Genomic DNA, 23903 nt, shown 5'->3' with positions numbered 1-23903 from the left:
CACCGCCATGAAGAGATCGATGAGGGTGAGCGCCGCCGCCGCCCTGTCGGCCGCCGTCGGCCTGGCGTTCGCGCTGCCCGCCGCTGCAGCGGTCACGCCGACGCCGAACGCCTGCGACGACACCGGCGGCTACTCCGCCGGGGGCGTGTGCGGGATCAAGGTCGAGGTCCTGTCGCCGGTGTGCGACAACGACGTCCCCTACCTCGCCTACAAGGTCGCGGTCGAGGGTGGGGCGACCGGCCCGCTCACCGTGACCTGGGACAACCCGTCAGGAGCGGACGTCGTGCAGTCCGGCCTCCCGCTCGAGGGCCGCGTCCCGTGGCCCGGCGCCGTCGCCGGCGCGGACGGCAAGGGCGCCGACTGGCCCGGGTGGACCAAGAAGTCCGACGGCACCTGGGTCGAGGGCGACGAGTACGACTGGGTCCGCCCGTCCGTCGCCGTGACGCTCGCCGCGAACGCCTCGGTGACCACGACCGTCGCCTACCCGCCGTCGTCCCCGGTGTGCCTGACGTCGCCCGCGTCGTCGTCGGTCCTCGCCGCGGCTCCCGCGTCCTCGCAGGTGCTGGCCGCGACCGGCTCGGAGACGACGCCGTGGCTCGTCGCCGCGGGCGCCCTCGTGCTCGCCGGTGGCGGGCTCGTCGCCGCGCGTGCACGGTCCCGCCGGGACGTCACGAGCTGAGCACCTGACCCGGCCGGGCCCCGCCCGGACCGCACGACACGACTCGACACGGCCCGTCCCCGCATCCCGGGGGCGGGCCGCGCTCGTGCCGGGGCCGGCTCACGACGCCGTGCCGCCGCTGACCGGCTGTTGGCACGGTCGAGAGCCGTGGCCACCTTTCGCTCGCCCTAAACGATTGCCCAACGCATGTGAGCGATAACATCCTCGCGTCGCCGTGGCAACGACGCCACGGCCGGGTCCCCGGTCCGCGACGACGACCCACGACGCGGGGACCGTGACCCGGCGCCCCGCCACCCGCGTGCGAGCTGCCCCTCGCCCGCGGACTCACCCGCACGCGCGCCGCGACGGACACCTTCCGTGCGGCCCGCGTCGGCCCGTGAAGAACGCCCGGCCCCGGCCCGTGCCGGCGCCGCCCCGCGTCCCCGACGAAGGAGATCCACGTGCGTAGACCCCCCCGATGGATCGCGGCCGCCGCGCGCGTCCTCGCGCCCACGTCCGCCACCGTGATGACCGACGCCGTGGTCGCGCCCCGCCCAGCGCCGGAGCAGGTCGTGACCGGGGAGCGTCGCGACGCCCGCGCAGCGACGACGGCGCGGGGCCGGGCTCGCCGCGGGTGGACCCGGCTCCGGCCGGCCGTCGCCGTGCTGGCCTCGGCCGTCTGCGCCCTGACGCTCGTGCCCACCGCGGCGCACGCGGACAACCCGATCGTCCAGCACGTCTACACCGCCGACCCGGCGCCGCTGGTGGTCGGCGACCGGGTGTACCTCTACACGGGGCACGACGAGGACGCCTCGACCTACTTCACCATGCGTGACTGGCGGGTGTTCTCCTCGGTCGACATGGTCAACTGGACCGACCACGGCTCACCCATGTCGCTCGCGACGTTCGCCTGGGCCGACGCCAACGCCTGGGCCGGGCAGGTCGTGCCGCGCAACGGGAAGTACTACTGGTACGTCCCGGTGCGCCAGCGGTCGACCGGCCAGATGGTCATCGGGGTGGGCGTCGCCGACAGCCCGACCGGCCCGTTCCGCGACGCCATCGGTCGCCCGCTGGTGGGCACCAACGAGATCGACCCGACCGTCCTCATCGACGACGACGGGCAGGCGTACCTCTACTGGGGCAACCCCAACCTCTGGTACGTGCGGCTCAACGCGGACATGATCTCGTACTCCGGCAGCGCGACGAAGATCCCGCTCACCACCGCCGGGTTCGGGACCCGCACCGGCAACGCCAGCAGGCCGACGCTCTACGAGGAAGGGCCGTGGGTCTACAAGCGTGGCGGGCAGTACTACAACGTGTTCGCGGCGCAGTGCTGCTCCGAGTTCATCGGCTACTCCACGGCGCCCGGCCCGACCGGGCCGTGGACGTACCGCGGCACGGTCATGCCCACACAGGGGAGCAGCTTCACCAACCACGCCGGCGTCATCGACTTCAAGGGCGGGTCGTACTTCTTCTACCACAACGGGGCGCTCCCGGGAGGTGGCGGGTTCACGCGCTCCGTCGCGGTGGAGAAGTTCGCCTACGGCTCCGACGGCAGCATCCCGAGGATCACGATGACTTCGCAGGGTGCCCCCCAGGTGGGCACGCTCGACCCGTTCGTCCGGCAGGAGGCCGAGACCATCGCCTGGGGCTCCGGCATCGAGACCGAGCCGTCCACCGAGGGCGGCATGAACATCGGCTGGCTCGAGAACGGGGACCACGTCAAGGTCGAGGGCGTCGCGTTCGGCACCGGCGCCACGTCGTTCTCGGCACGGGTGGCGTCCGCGACCGCGGGCGGCCGGATCGAGGTGCGGCTGGACAGCGCCAGCGGCCCGCTCGTCGGCACGTGCACCGTCGGGGGCACCGGGGGGTGGCAGGCCTGGACGACCACCACGTGCCCGGTCAGCGGCGCCACCGGCACGCACGACCTGTTCCTGCGCTTCGTCGGGGGCAGCGGCACGCTGTTCAACGTGAACTGGTGGCAGTTCGCCGGCGGCGGGAGCACCCCGACGTCGTACCGGGTCACCAACCGCGGCAGCGGCCAGGTGATGGACGTGCAGCAGCCCAACACCGCCGATCTCGCGGTGATCGGGCAGTGGACCGCCAACGGCACGGCGTGGCAGCAGTGGCGCTTCCTCGACGCCGGCAGCGGCCGGGTACGTCTGCAGAGCGTGCACAGCGGCAAGTGCGTCGACGTCAGCGGTGCCTCCGTGGCCGACGGCGCGGCGATCATCCAGTACACCTGCCACGACCGGCCCAACCAGGTCTTCACCTGGCGGTCCATGGGTGACGGGTACGCGCAGCTGGTCAACCTGAACAGCACCCAGTGCCTCGCCGTGGTCGGCGGCTCCACCGCGGCGGGCGCCGCTCTGGAGCAGCGGACGTGCAGCGCGGCGACCAGCATGCAGTGGACCCGCTCGTGAGGCCGGCCCGCTGACCTCGGGCCCGGGGGGCGACGGTGCGGCACGGCGCCGCCGCCCCCCCGGGCCGCCGCGCCACCGCCCCCGGAGCCGCCGGCGCTGGGCGTCGACGTGGACCCGGGCCCGGCGGTTGCCGCCGCGCCGGAGGGGCCGCGCTCGGTGGACGGGTGCGCCGGCCCTAGGCCGTCCCGCCGGCGGCGCCGGCCGCGTCCTGCGCCGCACGTCGCCGCGCGCGCTCGGCGAGCAGCACCGCGCCGACCCCGCACGCGACCAGCGCGGGCACCACGAGGAACGCGGTGTGCGGCCCGACCCGGTCGGCGAGCCCGCCGAGCAGCACCGGCGCGACGGCCACCGCGGCGCCGACCCCGAGCGTCGAGCGGGCCTGCGCCTGGTCGAGCCGGCCGTCGGCCGCGCCGAGCAGCATCGAGATCGCGAGCGGGAACTGCGCGCCGTACCCGAGGCCCGCGACGACGAGCCCGGCGAGCGCGAGCGGCGGCGTCGTCGCGACCCACAGCACGGACCAGCCGGCGGCGGCGACGGCGAACGCCGCGAGCAGCAGCTGCAGAGGGGTGAACCGCAGCGCGAGGCGCCCGACGGCGAACCGCGCGACGCACATCCCCGCGATGAGCCCCGACACCGCACCGGCGGCGACCCCGCTGTCGGCGCCCGCGTGCGTGCGCAGCAGGTCGGCCGCCCACGCGGTCGTCGCGTTCTCGATCGCGACGACGGCCACGAGCGTGGCCCAGAGCAGCCAGAACGTCGCCGAGAACCCGGGGCGCCGACCGGTCGTGGCCGCGTCCGGCCGGGCGTCGGTGCGACCGTCCTCCCGGCCGTCCTCCGCGCCCACGGTCCGCGTGGTCGTCGCGGTGCCGAGCGCACCCTCGCCGGGCAGCCGCGCGACGAGCAGCGCCGTGGCCGCCGCGAGGACGACCGTGACCGCGACCGCGGGCCGCCAGCCCCACCCCGCGGCGACCGACGCCCCGAGCGCGAGCGGCCCGACGAGCCCGACGAGCGCGCCGGTCCCGTGCCCCTCGCTCACGGCGGCCGGCCCGGCGGCCCCGTGGTGCACGGTGAGCGCGGGCTGCGCGGCGGCGATGAACAGCGCGCCGCCGGTCGCGACGACGGTCGCCGCGGGGAGCGTCACGAGCAGCCCGGGCGCGCTCACGAGGGCGACGACGCCGCCCGCGAGCAGCCCGGCGGCGAGCAGCAGGACCCCGCGGCGCCCGAGCCGGCGCACGAGGCGCGCGCTCGTGAAGCCCGACGTCAGCGTGCCGCACGCCATGAACGTCGTGTGCAGGCCGGCCTGCGCCCGGGTGATCCCGAGCTCGTCCGCCAGCAGCGGCAGCCCGGGCACGAAGCTGTAGAGGAACCAGCCCCACGTGCCGAAGCACGCGTACAGCGCCGCGGTGACCCGGTCCCGGACGAGCCGCGCGGGCGCGGGGCGACCGCCCACCGCGGGACCGGTGCGCCGGTCAGCCAAGCTGCCCCACAACGTGGTCGACGCACCGCGTGAGCGCCAGCACGTCCTGCGGGTCGACGGCGGGGAACATCGCGACCCGGAGCTGGTTGCGGCCGAGCTTGCGGTACGGGTCGATGTCGACGACGCCGTGCGCGCGCAGGACGCGCGCCACCGCGGCCGCGTCGATCTCCGGGGCGAGGTCGATCGTCCCGACGACGTTCGAGCGGACCGCGGGGTCCTCGACGAACGGCGTCGCCCAGTCGCGCTGCCCGGCCCAGCCGTACAGGTGGGCCGCGGACTCGGCGGTCCGGCCGGCGGCCCAGTCGAGCCCGCCGTGCGAGAGCATCCAGTCGAGCTGCTCCGCGAGCAGGACGAGCGTCGCGAGCGCCGGGGTGTTGAGCGTCTGGTCGAGCCGTGAGTTCGTCAGCGCCGTCGTGAGCGACAGGAACTCGGGCACCCACCGCCCGCTGCCCTCGACCTGCGCGGCCCGCTCGACCGCGTCGGGCGACAGGACCGCGAGCCACAGCCCGCCGTCGGACGCGAACGACTTCTGCGGCGCGAAGTAGTAGACGTCGGTCTCGCTCACGTCGACCGCGAGCCCGCCCGCCGCCGAGGTCGCGTCGACCACGGTCAGCGCACCCTGCTCGCGCGAGCCGGCCACGCGGCGCACGGGCGCGGCGACCCCCGTCGAGGTCTCGTTGTGCGGGTAGGCGTAGACGTCGACGCCGTCCTCGGGCTCGGGCAGCGCGAGCTGCCCCGGGGGAGCGGTGCGGACCGTCGGCTCGCCGAGGAACGGGGCGCGCGCCGCGGCGGTCGCGAACTTCGCACCGAACTCCCCGAAGCTCGCGTGCTGGCTGCGCTCGCGCACGAGGCACAGCGTCGCGAGGTCCCAGAACGCGGTCGAGCCGCCGTTGCCGAGCGCGACCTCGTACCCGTCGGGCAGGTCGAACAGCTCGGCGAGGCCCGCGCGGACCCGGCCGACGAGCGCGCGCACGGGCGGCTGGCGGTGCGACGTCCCGAGCAGCGTGCGGCCGACGGACGCGAGCGCCTCGACCTGCGCGGCGCGGACCTTGCTCGGGCCGGAGCCGAACCGCCCGTCGACGGGCAGCAGGTCGGCGGGGACGGTGATCGCGGGGATCGCGGGCGCGGTGTCGGGGGCCTCGGGCACGGTGCAGACGATACGGCGTCGGGGGACCGCGGCGCCGGACCGCCTACCCTGGTGGCCAGCGACGACGACGAGTGCGACGAGCGAGAGGCTGCGGCGTGAGCGACCTGATCGACACCACCGAGATGTACCTGAAGACCGTGTACGAGCTCACCGAGGAGGGCATCACGCCGCTGCGGGCGCGCATCGCGGAGCGGCTCGGGCACAGCGGCCCGACGGTCTCGCAGACCGTGGCGCGGATGGCGCGCGACGGCCTGGTGGTGGTGAGCGGCGACCGGCACCTCGAGCTCACGGAGCTCGGGCTCGCGAAGGCGACGCGCGTGATGCGCAAGCACCGGCTCGCGGAGCGCCTGCTGACGGACGTCGTCGGGCTCGACTGGGAGTTCGTGCACGAGGAGGCGTGCCGCTGGGAGCACGTCATGAGCGAGCGCGTCGAGCGCCGGCTCGCGGCGCTGCTCGACCACCCGCACTTCGACCCCTACGGCAACCCGATCCCCGGCCTCGCGGAGATCGGCGAGACCAGCACGTCCGAGAAGTTCCTCGACGGCGTCACGTCGCTGCTCACCGTCGCCAACGCCGCGTCGGGCCGGCTCGACGGGGTCGTCGTCGCGCGCCTCGGCGAGCCGATCCAGCCCGACGTCGAGCTGCTGTCGCGGCTCTCGCAGGCGGGGATCCGCCCCGGCGTGACCGTCACGGTCGAGCGCGGCCCGGGGGTCGTGACCATCGCGCCGCCCGGCTCGGCGACCGTCCTCGACCTGCCCGACGACGTGGCCCGCCACATCTTCGTCGGCAACTCCTGAGCGCCCGGGGCGTGCCCCGCTGACCTGCGCCGACGCGCGCGAGACCCCGCCGAGGACCGTGCCGGCGGGGTCTCGTCGCGCCGCCCGCGGGGCCCGTCGGGGGGAGGGGACGAAACGGGCGTGTCGGATACGTGACATTCGTTCCGCGTCTCCTGTACGTTCGTCCTGCTTCGCCCGGACCCTCCTTCGGGGAAGCCCTCGTGCGGATCGCCCAACCCTGCCGCCGCACGCGGTCCGCTCAACTCGCCGGCAGGGGCGGGGGACCCATGACGGGCACCGGCAACGGTGTCCTTGGGGTGAAGCCCGACGGATGCTCGCATCCCGACGGCCGGGTGTTCTCCCACCCGAACCCGACAGCTGACCTCGCAGGCGACAGGAGAGGTACCCCAGTGACCGAGAGCACGACGCGCGCGCGGCACCGTTCCGTCCGCCGCCCTGCCACACCGCTGACGGACCTCGCGTCCGCGGCGTCCGACTCGATGGGCGCCGTCGGCCGAGGCGCCGCGATCGTCGCCGCGTCGGGCGGCCTGGTCGCCACCATGATCAGCCCCGCGGTCGCGGCCCCCGGTGCCGGTGCGGCGGGTGCGCTGCCCGCGGTCGACACCTCCGCGCTCACCGCGTCGGCCCGTGCCGTGCTGCGGACCTCGCCGGTCGTGTCCGCCCCGGCGGACGCCGCGTGGTCCTTCGAGGCCCCGGCCGTCACCGCCGTCGCGAAGCCGGTCGTCACGACCCGTGCCGCGCGGGCCGCCGCGAGCCGCAGCGCCGAGCGCGCCACCGCCGCCGCGACGGTCAACAACCCGATCCCGCAGTCCGTCTCGGGCAACGCGGTCCTCGAGATCGCCGCGCGCTACGTCGGGACCCCGTACCTGGCGGGCGGCACGACCCCCGAGGGCTTCGACTGCTCGGGCTTCGTCGGGTACGTCTACGCCCAGCTCGGCATCGATCTTCCGCGCACGTCGTCCGGCATCCGCGCGGTCGGCACGGTCGTCTCGCGGGCCGACGCGCTGCCCGGCGACCTGATCTGGACCCCGGGCCACATCAGCATCTACGCCGGGGGCGACGACCAGGTCGACTCGCCGTCGGCGGGCAAGACTGTGCAGTTCCGCAACATCTACCAGAGCTCGCCGGTCTTCCTCCGCATCGGCTGACGCCTCCGCACCGCTCCTCCAGGGCCCCCTGCACGCGACCGCGCGCAGGGGGCCCTGGACGTGCGTCCGGCAGTCGCCGGGCGTTCACGGGGTGCACGTGCGAAAGTCGAGGGACGCGGAGGACCTCGCCGCGTACTCTGGTCGCGCTTGCACTCCCCCAGGGACCCACCAGCCAGGTGGGTCCACCGACCTGGACAGGAGCCCGCCGTGCTGATGCCCGTGACGCACCGGACGCTGCTTCTCAATGCCAGTCTCGAACCCCTCTGCGTCGTGAGCGTGCACCGCGCCGTCACGCTGGTCATGTCCGGGAAGGCGTCGATCCTCGAGACCGACGGGCGCGAGCTCCACTCCGAACGCACCTCGCTCCCGCTGCCGCTCGTGCTGTGCCTGACGCGCTACGTGCACGTCCCGATGCGCAAGGCGGTCGCCCCGACGCGGCGCACGGTCCTGCAGCGCGACAACCACCGCTGCGCGTACTGCGGCGGGGGAGCGGACACCGTCGACCACGTGCTGCCCCGCTCGCGCGGCGGTCGGCACGAGTGGACGAACGTCGTCGCGGCGTGCAGCCGGTGCAACCACCGCAAGGCCGACCGGCTGCTGCACGAGATCGGCTGGGAGCTGCCGTTCGTCCCGCGGGCGCCGCGCGGCCTCGCGGCGCTGATGGCGGGCTCGCACGTCGACGAGCCGACCTGGAGCGCCTACCTCGTCGCCTGAGCGCTCCCGGCCGGGTGGTCCGGCCAGGGCCGTCCGGCCGTCCGAGCACGCCAAGGGTCCCCCAAGAGAGTGTCGCGAAAGTTTCCGCCGCGGGCATGATCGGGGGCAGACTGGGTGCCGTGACGACCAGGAGGTACCGGCGATGACGCACCACGACGACGTCGTGCTCGTGGGGGTGGACGGCTCGGCGGCGAGCCTGCACGCGCTCGACTGGGCCGCCGCCCAGGCGCAGGTGCACGGCCGCCGGCTGCAGGTCGTGTGCTCGTACTCGCTGCCGTCGTTCACGGCCGCCTCGCTCGACGGCGGCTACGCGGCGCTCGACGACTCCGCGATCCAGGAGGGCGCCCGGGCCGTGCTGGCCGAGGCGCAGGCGCGGGTCGCCCCGCTCGGGATCCCGGTCACCGCGACGGTCGCCACGGGCGACGCCGCGGGGGTGCTCGTCGAGATGTCGCACGACGTGGCGCTCGCCGTCGTCGGCACGCGCGGTCGCGGCGGGTTCGCGGACCGCCTGCTCGGCACGGTGTCCTCGGCGCTCCCGGCGCACGCGTTCTGCCCGACGGTCGTGGTGCCCCTGCGCGGTCCGGACAACGCGCGGGGCGCCGTGGACGACGCGCCGCTCGAACCCGTCGCGCCCGTGCGCCGGATCGTCGTCGGGATCGACGGGTCGCCGCAGGCGGACCTCGCGCTGCGCTGCGCGATCACGGAGGCGGAGGCCTGGGGCGCCGAGCTGACCGCGGTCGCGGGCGTGCCCGTCGGCTCCGGGACCGGGATCCTCGCGTGGCTGCCCGCCGCCGTGGACCACGAGCAGGTGCTCGCGGACGCCGCGGAGGGCCTCAACGTCGTGGTCGACCGCGCGCTCGCCGACCACCCCGGCCTCACGGTGCGCCGGCACGTGCTCGACGGCACCGGCGCCGAGCTGCTCACCGAGTTCTCGACCGCGACCGACCTCATCGTCGTGGGGTCGCGCGGGCGCGGCGGGTTCGCGGGGCTGCTGCTCGGCTCGACGAGCCAGGCGGTCCTGCACCACGCGGTGTGCCCGGTGATGGTCGTGACGAGCCGGTGCAAGCAGTTCGCGGAGCGGACCGGCGAGGTGCCGCCCGAGCGTCGGGTCTAGCCGGGCGGGCGCCCGCGGGGACGCGTCCGGCGGGCGGGCCCGCGGGGCCGCGTCAGGCGGGCGGGCCTGCGGGGACGTCCGGGCGGCGCAGCAGGGCGGACAGGACGATCGTCGAGCGGGTCCGGGCGACGAACGGCTCGGCGGCGAGGCGCTCGACGACCTGCTCGAGGTGGCGCATGTCGTGCGCGCGGACCTGGAGCACCACGTCGACGTCGCCCGTGACCGTGCTCGCGGAGACGACCTCGGGGTAGTTCTCGACGGCCGCCCGCATCGTCGCCGGGCTCGTCGAGCCGTGGCAGTAGAGCTCGACGAAGGCCTCGGTCGCCCAGCCGAGCGCCGCCGGGTCGAGGAGCACCGTGTACCCGCGCACGACGCCGCGCGCCCGCAGCCGGTCGACGCGCCGCTTGACCGCGGGGGCGGACAGCGACACCGCGGCGCCGATCTCGGCGTAGCTGGCCCGGGCGTCGACGGCGAGCTCGCGCAGGATCGCGGTGTCGAGGCTGTCGAGGGGCGCGACGTCGGCAGGGCGGTCCGAGAAGGGCGAGGCGGGCGGCACGGGCTCATCATCCCGCACGGCGCTGCGCCCGCCGGCGTGGTCCGACGTCGAGGAAGGGGCGATCGCTACCAAATGGCTCGGATCCCGTAATCTCATGAACCAATACGCCGAGGAATGATTTTTCTGGGCAGTCGGGAACAAACCCGACATTTAGCCGTAACAATGCGCATCCGGTCTTGCGTCCAGGTGGCGATTCCGCAAAAGTCGTGCCCGACGAGAGGCAGGGGCAGCCATGGCGACTGTGCGCGAGGACCGACGGCTCGGCACCATCCCGACGCAGCGCGAGGTCGGCGCGACCGGGGCCGCGCCCGACGCAGCGACGACCGCGCCCCCGGGGACCCCGCTCGTCCCCGCACCGCTCCCCGCGCCCGCGGTCGAGAGCATCGCCCCGCCCGAGGCACCGACCGCCGCACCCGCGCCGACCGCCGGCGCCGCCACCTCCGCGCCCGCGACCCCCGCGCCCGCGACCCCCGCCACCCCCGCGCCCGCCGCCGGCTCGCCGGCGAAGGGCCGCCGCGTGCGGACCGCCCTGGTCGTCAGCGCCCTGGCGCTCGTGCTCGGCGCTCTCGTCGCCGGCATCCTGGTCAAGTTCCAGCTCGACGCCAAGGCCGCCGAGCTCGCCCGCGCCCAGGACCGCGTCGCGACCGAGACCGCCGCGCGTGCGGCCGACACCCGCTTCCTCGACGACCGTGCCCGCGCCACCGTGGCCGCGTCGTCCGCCGCGTTCCGCGCCGCGGCCCTCGCCGACGCCGCCGCGGTCACGCAGGCCGCCCAGGGTGCGCTCGCCGCGACTCCGCAGGCGGGGGAGGCCCCGCGGGCCGCGCTGCAGGCCGCGGTCGACGCGCTCGGAGCCGTCACCACCACGACCGGGAGCGGCACCAGCGTCGCTACGCTGCGCACGGCCGCCGCCGCCGTGGCAGCGCCGCAGCAGGCTGCGATCGACGCGCAGGCCGCGTGGCAGGCCGCCGAGGACGCCCGCATCGCCGCCGAGCGCGCCGCGGCGGAGGCCGCAGCCGCCGCGGAGGCCGAGGCAGCGCAGCGCCGCGCGAACGCCCGTCCCGCGTCCCGCGCACCCCGGCAGGCCGCGGCACCGCGCGCCTCGGGCGGCAGCGCACCGGCCGCCGCCGCAGCGCCGGCCGAGGCCGCCGGGGGCTGGGCCGCGGGCGTCGAGTCGTACGGCGTCGGCGGTCTCGGTGAGGCCATCAACGCGCACCGCGCCGCGAACGGGCTGGGCCCGGTCAGCGTGTCGGGGTCGAGCTCGCTCGCGAACCACGCCGCGGACATGGCCGCGCAGTGGCGGATCTGGCACAGCGGCCGCGACCACATCGTCGGCTACGTCCAGCCAGCGAGCTCGAGCGCGATGATCTCGGCCTACGCGAACTCGGCGGGGCACAACGCGTGGCTGCTGTCCGACTCCTCGCACGTGTCGATCGGCGCCGTCACGCTCAACGGGCGCCTGTTCACGGCGATGTCCTTCAGCTGACCGCCGCCGCACGGCTCCGTCCCCGTCGGCCGGGGACCCGGCCGGACCGACCGCCGACGCACGAGGGCCCCGGACGCAGCACGTGCGTCCGGGGCCCTCGGCGTTCCGGCGGATCCCGCAGCGCGACCTGCGGGAGCGGCTCAGCGCAGGACGAGCGTGAGCCGGTCGAGTGCGAGGTCGAGGTCGTCGCGCCCGATGACGAGCGGCGGCGCGAGCCGGATCGTCGAGCCGTGCGTGTCCTTGACGAGCACGCCCTGCTCGAGCAGCCGCACGCAGACCTCGCGCCCGGTGAACCGCGCCGGGTCGACGTCGACGCCGGCCCACAGCCCGACGGCCCGGAAGCGCTCGACGAGCCCGTCGTCGGCCAGCGACTGCAGCCGCTCGCGCAGGTGCACGCCGAGGGTCCGCGCGCGCTCCTGGTGCTCCCCGGTCGCGAGCAGCCCGATGACGGCGAGGCCGACCGCGCACGCGAGCGGGTTGCCGCCGAACGTCGAGCCGTGGGTGCCGTAGGTGAGCACGCCAAGCACGTCCGCGCGCCCGACGACCGCGGACACGGGCACGATGCCGCCGCCGAGCGCCTTGCCGAGCGTCATGAGGTCGGGGCGCACGCCCCACAGCTCGCACGCGAACGTCGTCCCGGTGCGCCCGAGGCCCGACTGGATCTCGTCGGCGACGAGCAGCACGCCCGCCTCGTCGCACGCGGCGCGCACGGCCGGCCAGTAGTCGTCGGGCGGGATGACGACGCCCTGCTCGCCCTGGATCGGCTCGAGCAGCACCGCGACCGTCGTCTCGTCGATCGCGTCCCGCACCGCCGCCGCGTCGCCGTACGGCACGATGCGGAATCCCGGGGTGAACGGGCCGAAGCCGGTGCGCGCGTCGGCGTCGTCCGAGAACGAGACGATCGTCGTCGTCCGGCCGTGGAAGTTGCCCGACGCGACGACGATCGTCGCCCGGTCCGGCGCGACGCCCTTGACGTCGTAGCCCCACTTGCGGGCGGCCTTGATCGCGGTCTCGACGGCCTCGGCGCCGGTGTTCATCGGCAGGACCATCGGGGGACCCGCGACGCGCGGCGCGGCCAGGGCGGCGAGCGCGTCGGCGAACGGCACGAGCAGGTCGTGGTCGAACGCGCGCGAGGTGAGCGTGATCCGGTCGAGCTGCGCGTGCGCCGCGGCGAGCAGGGTGGGGTGCCCGTGCCCGAAGTTGAGCGCCGAGTACCCGGCCAGGAGGTCGAGGTAGTCGGCGCCCGCGGTGTCGCGCACCCAGGCGCCCGAGCCGGACGCGAGCGTCACCGGGAGCGGGTGGTAGTTCTGCGCCAGCGTGGGGGTGCTCCCGGCGGCGTGCGCAGCGCCCGGCGCGGCGGCGGGCACCGTCGTCGTCATCGCGCGCTGCGGATCTCGAGCGTGCAGCACTTCGCGCCGCCGCCGCCCTTGAGCAGCTCGCTCGTGTCGACCGGGATCGGGTTCCAGCCGCGCTCGGTCAGCGCCGCCGCGAGGTCGACGGCCCCGGGGGCGACGACGACGTTCTTCCCGTCGCTCACCGCGTTGAGGCCGAGGGCCACCGCGTCGCGCTCGGTCGCACGGATCGCGTCGGGGAACACGCGCTCGAGCAGCTCGCGCGACCGGTCCGAGAACGCCGGCGGGTAGTACGCCACCTGCGGGTCGGCCGGGTCGCTCGACAGCACCGCGAGCGCGGTGTCGAGGTGGTAGTAGTGCGGGTCGACGAGCTCGAGCGAGACGACCTCGCGGCCGAACAGGCCGGCAGCCTCCTCGTGCGCGGACTGGTCCGTCCGGAAGCCGGTGCCCGCGAGGATCACGTCGCCGACGACGAGCAGGTCGCCCTCGCCCTCGTTGATCTCCGACGCGGTGTGCGTGACGTAGCCCCGGTCGGCGAACCACTTCTGGTACGCGGGGCCCTCGGGGCCGCGCTCGGCGTACCGGAACCGGGCCGAGTAGACGACGCCGTCGACGACCGTCGCGCCGTTCGCGGCGTAGACCATGTCCGGCAGGCCCTCGACCGGGTCGATCGTCTCGACCGTGTGGCCGAGGTCGAGGTACACGTCCCGCAGCGTGCGCCACTGGCGGACGGCGAGACCGGCGTCGGTGTGGCGCGTGACGTCCATCCACGGGTTGATCTCGTAGGAGACGGTGTAGTGCACGGGCTCGCACATGAGGAAGTGACGCGGGGTCGCGGTGCGCTCGGGGGTGGGGGTCGCGGGCGTGACGGACATGAGGCTCCTCGGCGGGCGGTGGTCAGCGCGGGGCTGGGGGCGACGCGCCGGGCCGTGGGGGGTGGGCCCGGCGCGTCCTGAGGCCCGAGCGGTGACTCGGGCCGGGCACCCTCCGAGCGTACGAGCCGCCGGGGCGTCGACCTGGCACGCCGCGTTGCGCGTCCGGGTGCGGAACGTTGCGCCGTGCGCGGGTTCCGCGGCGATTCGTTGCGCAGGGCGACGCGGCTCAGCGCAGCTCGCGCGCGATCCTCGCGAGCGCGAACCGCAGCATGAGCCCGAGCACCGGCGCGAGCACCGCACCGGCGGGGACCGGCCCGGCGAGGACCACGCGCTCGGACCAGGTCACCCGTGCTCGCCCGGGGCCGGCGTCGGCCACGCGGACGGCGGCCTCACCGAGGAGGATCGGCCCCAGCTTGGTGAAGACGGCCTCCCCGGCGCGGTCGGCGGTCGGCGGCTCGAACCGGTCGAGGCGCATGCGGTCGAGCAGCCCGGGGGCGCCGCGCCGGGCGAACGGGCCCGACGTCGCCTCGAAGCGCGCACCGAGCCGCAGCGGCCCGTCGGGCAGGTCGATCCGGGTCAGGGGGATCCACCGCTCGTGGTTGCGGCCCTCGAGCAGCAGGTCCCACGCGGCTTCGGCGCTCACCGGCAGGACGCGGCTCACGGCGATCTCGCGTCCGCGGGGCGCGCCGCTCACGGGCGGCGGTCCGCCGGGGGAGCCGTTCACGCGTCGAGCGCCCGGAGCATCCGCACCAGCGCGACCTGGCGGTAGGACGAGTCGAGCAGCTCCCGCACCTCGTCCCAGTCGACGGTCGGGTCGAGGCGCAGCGCGAGCCACCCGGCGGGACCGAAGTACGGCGGCGAGAAGAACCGCTCGTCCTGCTCCAGCGCGGGCCGCTCGTCGGGGTCCGGCTTGAGGATCAGCGCGGGCTCGTCCGTCCCGCTCGACCCGTACACCGCGAAGATCTTCTTGCCCGCACGGAACGTCGGGCGGCCCCACGCCTCGACCTCGACCGACTCCGGGAAGCGCGCCGCGACGTCGCGGACGTGCGCCAGGAGCGGGTCGCCGTCGTCGTACATCCGGGGGTGCTCCATGCGTCCTCCTGGGGACCGGGGCGGGGTCGGCGTCCGGGCCGGCGGCGCCGCGTCGACCCTGCCCACCCGCGCAGCCCAGGGTAGCGTCGGCCGCATGGAGAAGCGTGTGCTGGGCAGGACGGGACGGTCGGTCGGCGTGGTGGGGCTGGGCTGCTGGCAGCTCGGCGGTGACTGGGGTGACGTCGGGGACGACGACGCGCTCGCGGTGCTCGACGCCGCGGTCGCGGACGGCGTGACGTTCCTCGACACGGCCGACGTGTACGGCGACGGGCGCAGCGAGCGGCTCGTCGGGAAGTTCCTGCAGGCGCAGCGCGCCGCGGGCGGCGAGGTCCCGACCGTCGCGACGAAGATGGGCCGCCGGGCCGCGCCGCACGACGCGGACGCGTACACGCTCGACGCGTTCCGGGCCTGGAACGACCGCTCCCGCGAGAACCTGGGCGTCGACACGCTCGACCTCGTGCAGCTGCACTGCCCGCCGACCGAGGTCTACTCGCGCGACGCGGTGTACGACGCGCTCGAGACGCTGGTGCAGGAGGAGCGCATCGCGGCGTACGGCGTCTCGGTCGAGACGGTCGACGAGGCCCTCACCGCGATCGCCCGCCCGAACGTCGCGAGCGTCCAGATCATCCTCAACGTGTTCCGCCGCAAGCCGCTCGAGCGCGTCCTGCCGGCGGCCCTCGAGGCCGGGGTCGGGATCATCGCGCGCGTCCCGCTCGCGAGCGGCCTGCTCTCGGGCAAGTACGACGCGAGCACGCAGTTCGCGGAGAACGACCACCGCACGTACAACCGCCAGGGCGAGGCGTTCGACGTCGGCGAGACGTTCGCGGGCGTGCCGTTCGAGGTCGGCGTCGCGGCGGCCCAGGAGGTCGCGGAGATCGGGCGCCGCGTGGCCCCGGACGCGACGACCGCGCAGCTCGCGCTGCGGTGGATCGTCGACCAGCCCGGCGTCTCGACGGTCATCCCGGGCGCCCGCAACGGGGAGCAGGCCCGGGCGAACGCCGCCGCGGCCGCGCTCGCGCCGCTCGACGCCGAGGCGCTGGCCGCGCTCGAGGACGTCTACGACCGGTCGATCCGGGAGCACGTGCACGGCCGCTGGTGAACCGCACCACGTGATCGACGAGGGGCCGCACGCGGAGCACGTCGCGTGCGGCCCTCGTCGTGCGGTGCCTGGTCGTCATTCGTGCCTCAGTCGACGACGGCCGTCGCCTCGATCTCGACGAGCGCGTCGGGGTCGGCGAGGCCCGCGACGAAGATGCCGGTGAGCGGCGCCTGCGGGGTGACGCCGAGCCTCTCCGCCGCCCGGGAGATGCCCTCGAAGAACTGCGGCATCTGGTCGGGCCGGGGGTCGGCGACGTAGACGGTGAGCTTGACGACGTCGGCGAAGGTCGCGCCGGCGTCGGCGAGGGCCGTGCCGAGGTTGAGGTAGCACTGCTCGACCTGCGCGGCGAGCTCGCCGACGCCGACCAGCGCGCCGTCGGGGCCGCTCGCGAGCTGCCCGGCGACGAACACGAGCCGCGAGCCCGTCGCGACGGCGACCTGGTGGTAGAAGTCCGGCTTCGGCAGCCCGTCGGGGTTCCGCAGGGTCACGGCCATGATCGCTCCTCGTAGGGGACGGGTCGGACCCGACCGGGCTCGACCATCAAAACATAGCATTGAAATGCTATGTAGTCTCGGGGCGTGGCTCGCACCAAGGACCCCGCCGTCCGCACGCTCCTGCTCGAGCGCGCGGCCCGGATGCTCCGCGCCCGGGAGCCCGTCACGCTGCGCTCGCTCGTCGCGGGGACCGGGGTCTCGACGATGGCCGTCTACACCTACTTCGGCGGCATGGACGGGCTGTGGAAGGCGCTCCGGCAGGAGGGGTTCACGAGGCTCGAGGCCCGGTTCGCCACGACGGCGCCGTCCGCCGACCCCGTCCGCGACCTCGCGGCCCTCGTCGCGGGGTACCTCGCGCACGCCCTCGACCACCCGGACCTCTACCGGGTCATGTTCGACGCGAGCGTCGACCTCGAGGACCTCCCGGCGGCCGACGCGACGCTCGAGCACCTCGTGCAGGGCGTGCGGCGGGCGCGCGACGCGGGCCGGTTCCGCCCGGAGACCGACCCCCTGGCGCTCGCGATCCAGAGCTGGGCGCTCGGGCACGGGCTCGTGTCGCTCGTGGCCACCGGGCCGCTGCCGCGCGAGACGCTCGACCACGGCGTCCCCATGCTGACCGCGCTGCTCGTGAGCGTCGGTGACGAGCCCGAGCGGTGCCGGGCGTCGGTCGAGCGGGGCTGGGCGGAGCTGGCCACCCACGGCAACGGGCCGGCGCCGGGGTGACCCACGCAGGGCCGGTGCGCCGTGCGCCGGGGTGACTCACCGCGGCCGGCCGGCCGTGCGCCGAGGGGCTGCACGGTGACCTCCGCCGGTCGAGCGGACCCGCACGCACGACGACGGGCCGGTGCCGGGGTGACGCCCCCTGCACCGGCCCGCCGCGGACGCTCGACGCCCTGGTCCTGCGGGTCAGCGCCCGCGGCGCCCCGGGCCCTGCGCTTCGATGACCCGCGGTGTCCCGCCGGTCTCGACGACCTCGACGACCTGCGGGAACCGCGCGGGCGGCTCCCCGAACGCGAGCCGTGCACCCTCGACGACGGGCTTGCCCAGCGCCCGCGCGCCGGCGATGCCGACGGCCGCCCCGATGCCGAACGGCAGGAGCCGGCCGAACAGGAGCCCTCCCTGCTTGGCGGCCTGGCGCCGGATGAGGCGCTTGGTCAGCGTCGAGTTGACCTTCTTGACCGTGCCCGACGGCATGCGCGTGAGCAGCGTCCGCGCGAAGTGCACGCCGCTGACCCCGGCCGCGTCGCCGACGACCTCGCCACCCTGCTCGCCGAGGATCGTCGCGAGCAGCAGCGCACGGCGGCGCTCGGTGTCCTGCACGTCGATGCCGTGCACGCTCGCGACGCCCAGCGCGAACGCGGCCGACGCCCCGAAGAACGTCGCGACGTCGCTCGCGGTGAGCGTGAACGCGATCCCGGTGCCGACGCCGGGGGCGGCCGCCGCGGCGCCCACCGCTCCGCCCGCGCCCTGGATGACGAGCAGGTACTCCTTCTCGAGCATCGCGATGATCTGGGCCGGCGACGCCTCGGGGTTGCGCCGGCGCAGCGAGTCGACGTGCGCGTGGATGCGCTCGGACGGGACCGTCACGGCCCGGTCGAGCAGGCCGTCCGCGAGGCTCTTGCGCCCCACGGTCCTCGGCCGGTCGGGCTTCGTGGTGTCGACCGTGATGCCGGGCGGCGTGGCGTACCCGTTCTGGGCGGCCCAGTCGGTCGTCGTGACGTCCTTCGATCGGCGGCGCAGTCCCATCCGCTTCACCTCTCCTCGCGTCGTCCGCACCGGCAGGGGGTCGCCGGGCGGGTTCCTCGGTACAGGATCGTGGTCGCGGGGCCGGACCGCTCGTCGGCGACGTCCTGCGCGCGGCGTCGCCCGGTGGGCCTCAGCGCTCGCCGGTGACCGTGAGCTCGACGGTCGCGCCGGCCTCGATCGTGCGGCCCACCGTGCAGTGCAGGTCGATCGCCCGGTGCACGACGGCGATGAGCCGCTCGCGCTGCGCGGGGTCGAGCGGGCTCAGGTCGACGACGAGCTCCTCGGTCAGCGCCGGGTAGCGGTCCTCCTCGGGGTCGCTCAGGCCCGAGACGCGCACCGTGACCTGGACGTCGTCCCCGAGCCGGTGCGCGAGCGCGGTGTCGGCGCTCATGCCCGAGCATCCCGCGAGGGCGATCTTGAGCAGCTCCCCGGGCGTGAACACCGCGCCGGCCTCGGCCGGGCCGATCAGCACCTCGGCGCCGCGCGAGCTGCGGCCGGTGTACGTGCGGCGTCCCGTGCGCTCGACCCAGAGCTCGACCGGCGGCGGAGCCTCCGGCGTCGCGGGCAGGCTGGCTCCGGGCACGATCTCCGACGTCATACCCGGATCCTCCCACGCACGCCCGGCGGGAGCCGAGCCGCTCCCGCACCCGGCGTCGGCCGGCGGCTGCCCGGCAGCGGCGTGGCGGCGGCCCGACGGTGGCCGCCGCCCGCCGCGGGTGCCACGATGCAGGTCTGACGACAGTCGGGGGGCGGGGTGAGCTGGGCACGCACGGACGTCTCCCTGACCAGCCGCCCGCTGACGAACAGGCTGCTGTCGGTGATCTTCGTGGCCGCCGGCGCCCTGCACCTGGGGGTCGGGGCGATGAACCCGCCCGAGCGCCGCCCGGTGGCGTGGCTCGCCGTCGGCCTGGTCTACCTCGTGCTCGGGCTGTGGCTGTACCGGACCCGCGACAGCTCGCGGGGTCCGTGGGCGGTCGCGGTTCTCATCGGGCTCAACATCGCGCTCGTCGCGCTCATGGCGGCGACGTCGCCCGTGCCGCCCAGCGCGCTGTCCGTGCTGCTGTTCTGGGACATCCCGTTCGTCTGGTCGCTGTTCCGGCTGCGCGTCGCGCTCCCCGTGACCCTGCTCCAGGCGGTGCTCGGGGTGGGGATGATCCTGCGCGGCGCGGCGATGAACGGCGTCACGGAGGCGCACCTGATCGTGGGTCCGGCGGCCGTCTTCGTCCTGACCGTCGGGGTCCTCGCGCTGTGCACCCGCGTCCTGCTGAACGCGTTCGTGGCGATGCGTCGGACGTCCCTCGAGCTCGCCGCCCAGGCCGAGCACGCCGCCGTGCACGACCCCCTGACGGGTCTGGGCAACCGCGCGCTGTACGCCGAGCGGCTCCCGCACGCGATCGGCCGTGCCCAGCGCAACGGCACGCACGTGTGCGTCATGGTCATCGACCTCGACGAGTTCAAGCTCGTCAACGACAGCCTCGGCCACTACGTCGGCGACGAGCTCCTGCGCGCCGTCGGCCGGCGGCTCGTGGGGGCGTTCCGCGCGCAGGACACCGTCGCCCGGCTCGGCGGCGACGAGTTCGTCGTCATCTGCGAGGACCTCACCGCGCCCGAGGACGGTGTCGCGATCGCCCGGCACGTGCTGCGCTCGCTCCGGGAGCCCGTCGATGTGGACGGCCACGAGCTCTACGTCTCGGCGAGCATCGGCATGACGCTCCTGCACGAGGCCGACGGGGGGCCCGACGCCGCGCTGCGCGACGCCGACGCGGCGATGTACCAGGCCAAGCGCCGCGGCCGCGGGCTCGTCGAGGTGTACGACGAGGCGCTCCGCAGGTCCGTGACCCGCCAGCTCAGCATGGAGAACGGCCTGCGCCGCGCGCTCGACGGCGCGCCCGGCACCGCGGGGCCCGACGAGCTCCGCACCGTCTACCAGCCCATCGTCGACCTGCGCAGCGGCGTGATCGTCGGCGCGGAGGCGCTCGCCCGGTGGACCAGCCCCGACCTCGGCGAGGTGAGCCCCGAGGAGTTCATCCGGGTCGCTGAGGGGACCGGGCTCATCGTCCGGCTCGGCGAGCGCGTGCTCGACGACGCGCTGAAGGCGCTGCACGCGTGGCGTGAGGTCCGCCCCGACATCACCGTCGCGGTCAACGTCTCGGCGCACGAGCTGCAGGGCAGCGACTACGCCGAGCGCGTCAGCGCGAGCGCCGACCGGCACCACGTCGCGCTCACCTTCCTCAACCTCGAGATCACCGAGCACACGGCGCTCGCGCAGAGCGCCGTGACGGTCGGCAACATCGGCCGCCTGTCCGCGCACGGCGTGCGGTTCTCCCTCGACGACTTCGGCACCGGGTACTCGTCACTCGCCGCGCTGCGCCTCCTGCCGCTCGCGGCGCTCAAGATCGACATCACGCTGCGCGACGACGCCCCGGTGCTGCGCGCGTGCCGTGACCTCGGGACGGCGCTCGGGCTCCGCGTCATCGCCGAGGGCGTCGAGTCCAACGCGGCGCGCGAGCGGTTCTCGGAGCTCGACTACGAGTACGCGCAGGGGTTCCTGTTCGGGCGGCCGATGACGGGGGAGGCGTTCGGGGCGCTGCTCGCGGGGGAGGTCGTGGGGCGCTGAGGCGGGGCGCGGGGCCGAGTGGCCAGGCGAGAGGGAGACCGGCTCGACGCCGCAGCGCGGTCGTCCGTCCGACGCAGCACGCGCCGTCGGCGCCGAACCCGGAGTCATCCCGCCGGCACCGCTTCGCTACGGTGTGCGCGGCCTCACGGTGCCCGCCGCCCCTGCCACACCTGCACGGGCCCGACGACCTCACGACCTCACGGAGCCGACGATGACCCGCCGCTCGCCCGGACGCCCCGCACGCGCCGCGCTGCTGACCCTGCTCGCCGTCGGGTCGCTCGTCGCCTGCACCGGACCCGACCCGGCGCCTGCGCCGACGACCGCCCCGACCGCGTCGTCGGCCCCGTCCACCCCGGCCGCCACCGCGAGCGAGCCCGCCGCGCCGGCCCCCACGGCGGACGCCCTCACCTTCCACCCGGAAGGACGCATCGACGACTTCCCGCCCAACGCGCCCGAGGCCGACGTCGTCGCGCACCTGACCGAGCGCCTGGGAGCCGGCCCGGAGACGCTCGACGCCGAGTACGCGTGCGACACCGCGGGGCAGCCCGGCCGTCTGCTCGGGTGGCCCGGCCTGCGGGTGTTCGTGCTCACGAGCGATCCCGAGGGTGGCGAGACCGCCCCCTACGTCGGCGGATGGTCGCTCCTCGACGAGGAGGGCGGCGACCCGGCGTCCGCCACCGCGGAGGGTCTGCGGATCGGCGACCCGGAGGACCGCGTCGCCGAGCTCTACCCCTCGGCGGTCAACGGCGAGCCGTCCGCGGACGGCCAGCGGTGGTGGTACACCCGGGACGACGGGGGGTACACCGTGATCGCGTCCGACGAGGGCGCAGGGGCCGTGGTGGGTGCGATCGGGAGCGGGTTCCTCTGCATCGCGAGCTGACGACGCGGCCCTCCGGGAACCGGGTACCCGCCACCATGTCGGCCGTGGGACGGCGCACCACGTCGGGCGGGATGTGAGACCGAGGTCCGGACCCCACAGGCGGCTTGCGCGCAATGCGCACGATGTCCGAGCCTGAACAGGCGAAAACAGCCGCGCGGGTGTACAAGCCACCACTACGGTGTGCGCATCCGACCCGGCGGTCCCCGGGCTCAGCCCAGGAGGCCTGCATGTCCAGCGAGTTCCCCCCGTCCGCCCCGCCCGTCGCGCCGCCGCCCGTCGCACAGCCCGCGAACGTGGGTCGCGGAGCGCTCCTCGCGCTGGCGACGATCCCCGTCGGCATCGCCGCGTGGGTCCTGCTGTGGGGCATGGGGTTCATCGCCTCGATCGTCGCGGCGCTCGTCGCGTTCCTCGCGGTGCGGCTGTACGTGCTCGGCGCGGGCCGGCTGACCCGCACCGGCGCGCTCGTCGTCCTCGCCATCACGGTCGTGACCCTCGTCCTGGCGTTCGTCGGCGGCATCGCGTGGGACGCCGCGACGGCGGTGGGCGAGGAGACCGGCACCAGCGCGTGGGGCGCCCTCACCGACCCCACCTTCTGGTCGTGGTTCTCGTCGATCCTCCCCGAGGTGCTGCCCGAGTACGGCACGGACATCGCGTGGGCCGCGGGCTTCGGCGCGCTCGGCTCGTTCACGACGCTCCGCGGCGCGTTCACGCAGCCGGAGGAGCTGGCGCCCGCCCCGGCTCCCGTCGGCGAGCCGACCGCCCCGGACGCTCCCGGGTCGCACTGACCTCCCGGTCCGCGCCCCGTCCCGGGCCCGGACCGCAGAACTCCCCACGACGAGCCGCGGATCACCTCCGCGGCTCGTCGTGTGCCCGGGCTCGTCGCACGGTGGTCCGAGAGGACCGCCGGGTCTCTGACGCACGCCCGGTGACGCTTCGGCTCTCGGCGCACCGGGCCCAACCGGTAGGCTCGTCGGCGTCCCGCCGCGGCTGTCCGAGCGACGGAGACCCCCGCGCCTGTAGCTCAGGGGATAGAGCACCGCTCTCCTAAAGCGGGTGTCGGCAGTTCGAATCTGCCCAGGCGCACGCAGTGCACGTGAAGGTCGGGCGACTGGGTCGCGCTGGCTGCACCGTCCACTCTCTGCGGACTCATGGTCAGCGGATGCTCAGCGGCCTCTCCCAGGACGCGGACGGCGCGGAGTGACGGGGCGGCGCCTCGCTCGACACGTGCCTGGTCGGGCCAGCGTCGCCATTGCCGTCCAGTGCCCGGGGATTCACCTGCGCCGCCCCCGCGTCCGCACCGGCCGCGGGAGCGGGTCCGCTGTGTGCCGCAGATCGTGGACGGTCGCCTCGACGACGTCGTCGATGGCGCGCCCGCCACGGTGGATCGGCCGGGACCTGCGCGTCACGATGGGCAGATGGAGCAGAGCATCACGGTGGACATCTCGTCCCCGCCCGAGCGGGTCTGGCGTGTGCTGACCGACGTCGAGTCCTGGTCGGAGTGGACGCCCACGGTGACGTCGGTGCGCCGGCTCGACGAGGGCCCGCTGCGCCCGGGGAGCCGTGCCACGATCGCCCAGCCGCGCCTCCCCGAGACCGAGTACGTCGTCACCGAGCTGGAGCCGGGTCGTTCGTTCACGTGGGTCGCGACGGGACCGGGTGTGGTCGCGACCGCCCGCCACGACGCCGAGCCGGTGCCAGGCGGAGGGACGCGGGTGCGGCTGTCGGTGTCGCAGTCGGGGTGGCTCGGCTCGGTCATGGGGCGCTTCTACCGGAGGCTCACCGACCGCTATCTCGCCAACGAGGCCAACGGCCTGAAGGCCCGGTGCGAGGGGCGGCGATGACGACGACGAAGGCCGGTCGCCGTCGCTGAGGTCGGCGACACCTCATGCCGGTCGCCCTCGGCGGTGATCGACCCGGCCGGCCGTCCGGCGTCCCTGGTGTAACGATCGCGTCCCAGCGTCCGCGTCCGGCAGCGACCCGTCTCGCGATGCGGATACGCTGTCGGGGTACGTGGGCAGCCATCGGTCGACGCCGGTCGGCTCGCCCGGACGGATGACGCCGCCCCGACTCCTCGAGACCGGGCGGTCGTCGCACGCGGTCCCGAGCGTCGTGACGACGGACGGAAGACGGCCGCCGGTCGCACCAGGCGGCCCGGCACAGCGCACCCGACGTGCGCGTGCGGTCCTGCCTCGGGCAGGGCCCGGCCGACGTGTTCCCGGGCTGCCCCGGGA

At 75.4% G+C, this 23903-nt stretch carries 23 protein-coding genes, 1 tRNA gene and 1 riboswitch; of the genes, 14 read left to right on the top strand and 10 right to left on the bottom strand.

Annotated elements, in window-relative coordinates; translation table 11 throughout:
* Window positions 1-19: 19 nt before the first annotated feature.
* Complete coding sequence (locus CCE01nite_RS18860) at window positions 20-679, top strand: LPXTG cell wall anchor domain-containing protein (RefSeq protein WP_246056738.1); 660 nt, start codon at window positions 20-22, stop codon at window positions 677-679.
* A 440-nt stretch (window positions 680-1119) separates the two neighbouring features.
* Window positions 1120-3081: a family 43 glycosylhydrolase gene (locus CCE01nite_RS18855; RefSeq protein ID WP_246056737.1), complete on the top strand. Its 1962-nt coding sequence runs from the start codon at window positions 1120-1122 to the stop codon at window positions 3079-3081.
* A 175-nt stretch (window positions 3082-3256) separates the two neighbouring features.
* Here CCE01nite_RS18855 and CCE01nite_RS18850 read toward each other — a convergent pair whose 3' ends face one another.
* A complete protein-coding gene (locus CCE01nite_RS18850; protein ID WP_141372828.1) occupies window positions 3257-4531 on the bottom strand; it encodes an MFS transporter in 1275 nt (424 codons plus the stop codon).
* Window positions 4532-4550: 19 nt separating this feature from the next.
* Window positions 4551-5705 (bottom strand): phosphoserine transaminase, encoded by a 1155-nt coding sequence (serC, locus tag CCE01nite_RS18845; protein ID WP_246056735.1) that lies wholly within the window; start codon window positions 5703-5705, stop codon window positions 4551-4553.
* A gap of 95 nt (window positions 5706-5800) precedes the next feature.
* Here serC and CCE01nite_RS18840 point away from each other — a divergent pair, with 95 nt between their 5' ends.
* The 4 genes from CCE01nite_RS18840 to CCE01nite_RS18825 all read left to right on the top strand — a co-directional run bounded on the left by CCE01nite_RS18840 (window position 5801) and on the right by CCE01nite_RS18825 (window position 9478).
* A complete protein-coding gene (locus tag CCE01nite_RS18840) occupies window positions 5801-6502 on the top strand; it encodes an iron-dependent transcriptional repressor DtxR (protein ID WP_141372827.1) in 702 nt (233 codons plus the stop codon).
* Window positions 6503-6727: 225 nt separating this feature from the next.
* A riboswitch (cyclic di-AMP (ydaO/yuaA leader) is annotated at window positions 6728-6888 on the top strand.
* 3 nt (window positions 6889-6891) lie between these two features.
* Complete coding sequence (locus CCE01nite_RS18835) at window positions 6892-7650, top strand: C40 family peptidase (protein WP_141372826.1); 759 nt, start codon at window positions 6892-6894, stop codon at window positions 7648-7650.
* A 213-nt stretch (window positions 7651-7863) separates the two neighbouring features.
* A complete protein-coding gene (locus tag CCE01nite_RS18830; protein ID WP_141372839.1) occupies window positions 7864-8364 on the top strand; it encodes an HNH endonuclease in 501 nt (166 codons plus the stop codon).
* Between the two features lie 142 nt (window positions 8365-8506).
* Complete coding sequence (locus CCE01nite_RS18825; protein ID WP_141372825.1) at window positions 8507-9478, top strand: universal stress protein; 972 nt, start codon at window positions 8507-8509, stop codon at window positions 9476-9478.
* A 52-nt stretch (window positions 9479-9530) separates the two neighbouring features.
* On the opposite strand, the gene CCE01nite_RS18820 is transcribed toward CCE01nite_RS18825, so the two are convergent.
* Complete coding sequence (locus tag CCE01nite_RS18820; protein WP_246056731.1) at window positions 9531-10034, bottom strand: Lrp/AsnC family transcriptional regulator; 504 nt, start codon at window positions 10032-10034, stop codon at window positions 9531-9533.
* Window positions 10035-10266: 232 nt separating this feature from the next.
* Here CCE01nite_RS18820 and CCE01nite_RS18815 point away from each other — a divergent pair, with 232 nt between their 5' ends.
* On the top strand, window positions 10267-11517 hold the full coding sequence (locus CCE01nite_RS18815) for a CAP domain-containing protein (protein WP_141372823.1): 1251 nt from the start codon (window positions 10267-10269) through the stop codon (window positions 11515-11517).
* A 140-nt stretch (window positions 11518-11657) separates the two neighbouring features.
* Here the strand turns inward: CCE01nite_RS18815 and rocD are convergent, their stop codons facing one another.
* The 4 genes from rocD to CCE01nite_RS18795 all read right to left on the bottom strand — a co-directional run bounded on the left by rocD (window position 11658) and on the right by CCE01nite_RS18795 (window position 14836).
* Window positions 11658-12896: an ornithine--oxo-acid transaminase gene (gene rocD / locus CCE01nite_RS18810; protein WP_034626301.1), complete on the bottom strand. Its 1239-nt coding sequence runs from the start codon at window positions 12894-12896 to the stop codon at window positions 11658-11660.
* Window positions 12893-13744: a dimethylargininase gene (gene ddaH / locus CCE01nite_RS18805; RefSeq protein ID WP_034626303.1), complete on the bottom strand. Its 852-nt coding sequence runs from the start codon at window positions 13742-13744 to the stop codon at window positions 12893-12895. The genes rocD and ddaH overlap by 4 nt, the downstream gene beginning before the upstream one ends.
* A gap of 226 nt (window positions 13745-13970) precedes the next feature.
* Window positions 13971-14438 carry an SRPBCC family protein gene (locus CCE01nite_RS18800; protein ID WP_141372822.1) on the bottom strand — a complete coding sequence of 156 codons (468 nt, stop codon included), beginning with the start codon at window positions 14436-14438 and terminating at the stop codon, window positions 13971-13973.
* Between the two features lie 26 nt (window positions 14439-14464).
* Window positions 14465-14836, bottom strand: a complete 372-nt coding sequence (locus CCE01nite_RS18795) for an MmcQ/YjbR family DNA-binding protein (protein WP_034626308.1) — start codon at window positions 14834-14836, stop codon at window positions 14465-14467.
* Between the two features lie 94 nt (window positions 14837-14930).
* Here CCE01nite_RS18795 and CCE01nite_RS18790 point away from each other — a divergent pair, with 94 nt between their 5' ends.
* Window positions 14931-15935, top strand: a complete 1005-nt coding sequence (locus CCE01nite_RS18790; protein ID WP_034626310.1) for an aldo/keto reductase — start codon at window positions 14931-14933, stop codon at window positions 15933-15935.
* 86 nt (window positions 15936-16021) lie between these two features.
* Here the strand turns inward: CCE01nite_RS18790 and CCE01nite_RS18785 are convergent, their stop codons facing one another.
* Window positions 16022-16429 (bottom strand): RidA family protein, encoded by a 408-nt coding sequence (locus CCE01nite_RS18785; RefSeq protein ID WP_034626313.1) that lies wholly within the window; start codon window positions 16427-16429, stop codon window positions 16022-16024.
* Window positions 16430-16513: 84 nt separating this feature from the next.
* Here CCE01nite_RS18785 and CCE01nite_RS18780 point away from each other — a divergent pair, with 84 nt between their 5' ends.
* Window positions 16514-17152 carry a TetR/AcrR family transcriptional regulator gene (locus tag CCE01nite_RS18780; RefSeq protein WP_034626315.1) on the top strand — a complete coding sequence of 213 codons (639 nt, stop codon included), beginning with the start codon at window positions 16514-16516 and terminating at the stop codon, window positions 17150-17152.
* A gap of 183 nt (window positions 17153-17335) precedes the next feature.
* On the opposite strand, the gene CCE01nite_RS18775 is transcribed toward CCE01nite_RS18780, so the two are convergent.
* Window positions 17336-18175 (bottom strand): hypothetical protein, encoded by an 840-nt coding sequence (locus CCE01nite_RS18775; protein ID WP_246056729.1) that lies wholly within the window; start codon window positions 18173-18175, stop codon window positions 17336-17338.
* 130 nt (window positions 18176-18305) lie between these two features.
* On the bottom strand, window positions 18306-18773 hold the full coding sequence (locus CCE01nite_RS18770; protein WP_084142501.1) for an OsmC family protein: 468 nt from the start codon (window positions 18771-18773) through the stop codon (window positions 18306-18308).
* Window positions 18774-18929: 156 nt separating this feature from the next.
* On the opposite strand from CCE01nite_RS18770, the gene CCE01nite_RS18765 reads away from it, so the two are divergent.
* From CCE01nite_RS18765 to CCE01nite_RS18745, 5 genes are all read left to right on the top strand, one after another.
* Complete coding sequence (locus CCE01nite_RS18765) at window positions 18930-20792, top strand: putative bifunctional diguanylate cyclase/phosphodiesterase (RefSeq protein WP_052103622.1); 1863 nt, start codon at window positions 18930-18932, stop codon at window positions 20790-20792.
* A 211-nt stretch (window positions 20793-21003) separates the two neighbouring features.
* Complete coding sequence (locus CCE01nite_RS18760) at window positions 21004-21672, top strand: hypothetical protein (protein ID WP_034626318.1); 669 nt, start codon at window positions 21004-21006, stop codon at window positions 21670-21672.
* A gap of 227 nt (window positions 21673-21899) precedes the next feature.
* Window positions 21900-22457 (top strand): hypothetical protein, encoded by a 558-nt coding sequence (locus CCE01nite_RS18755; protein WP_052103626.1) that lies wholly within the window; start codon window positions 21900-21902, stop codon window positions 22455-22457.
* 225 nt (window positions 22458-22682) lie between these two features.
* Window positions 22683-22755: transfer RNA gene (locus CCE01nite_RS18750), tRNA-Arg, on the top strand.
* A 332-nt stretch (window positions 22756-23087) separates the two neighbouring features.
* Window positions 23088-23513, top strand: coding sequence for an SRPBCC family protein (locus CCE01nite_RS18745; RefSeq protein WP_034626321.1), 426 nt, complete (start codon window positions 23088-23090; stop codon window positions 23511-23513).
* The last annotated feature ends 390 nt before the right edge of the window (window positions 23514-23903 follow it).

The sequence above is a fragment of the Cellulomonas cellasea genome (assembly GCF_006538745.1).
Taxonomy (GTDB): domain Bacteria; phylum Actinomycetota; class Actinomycetes; order Actinomycetales; family Cellulomonadaceae; genus Cellulomonas_A; species Cellulomonas_A cellasea.
Note: the sequence above shows the minus strand (reverse complement) of the source record. Positions and strands in the feature narration are given on the sequence as shown.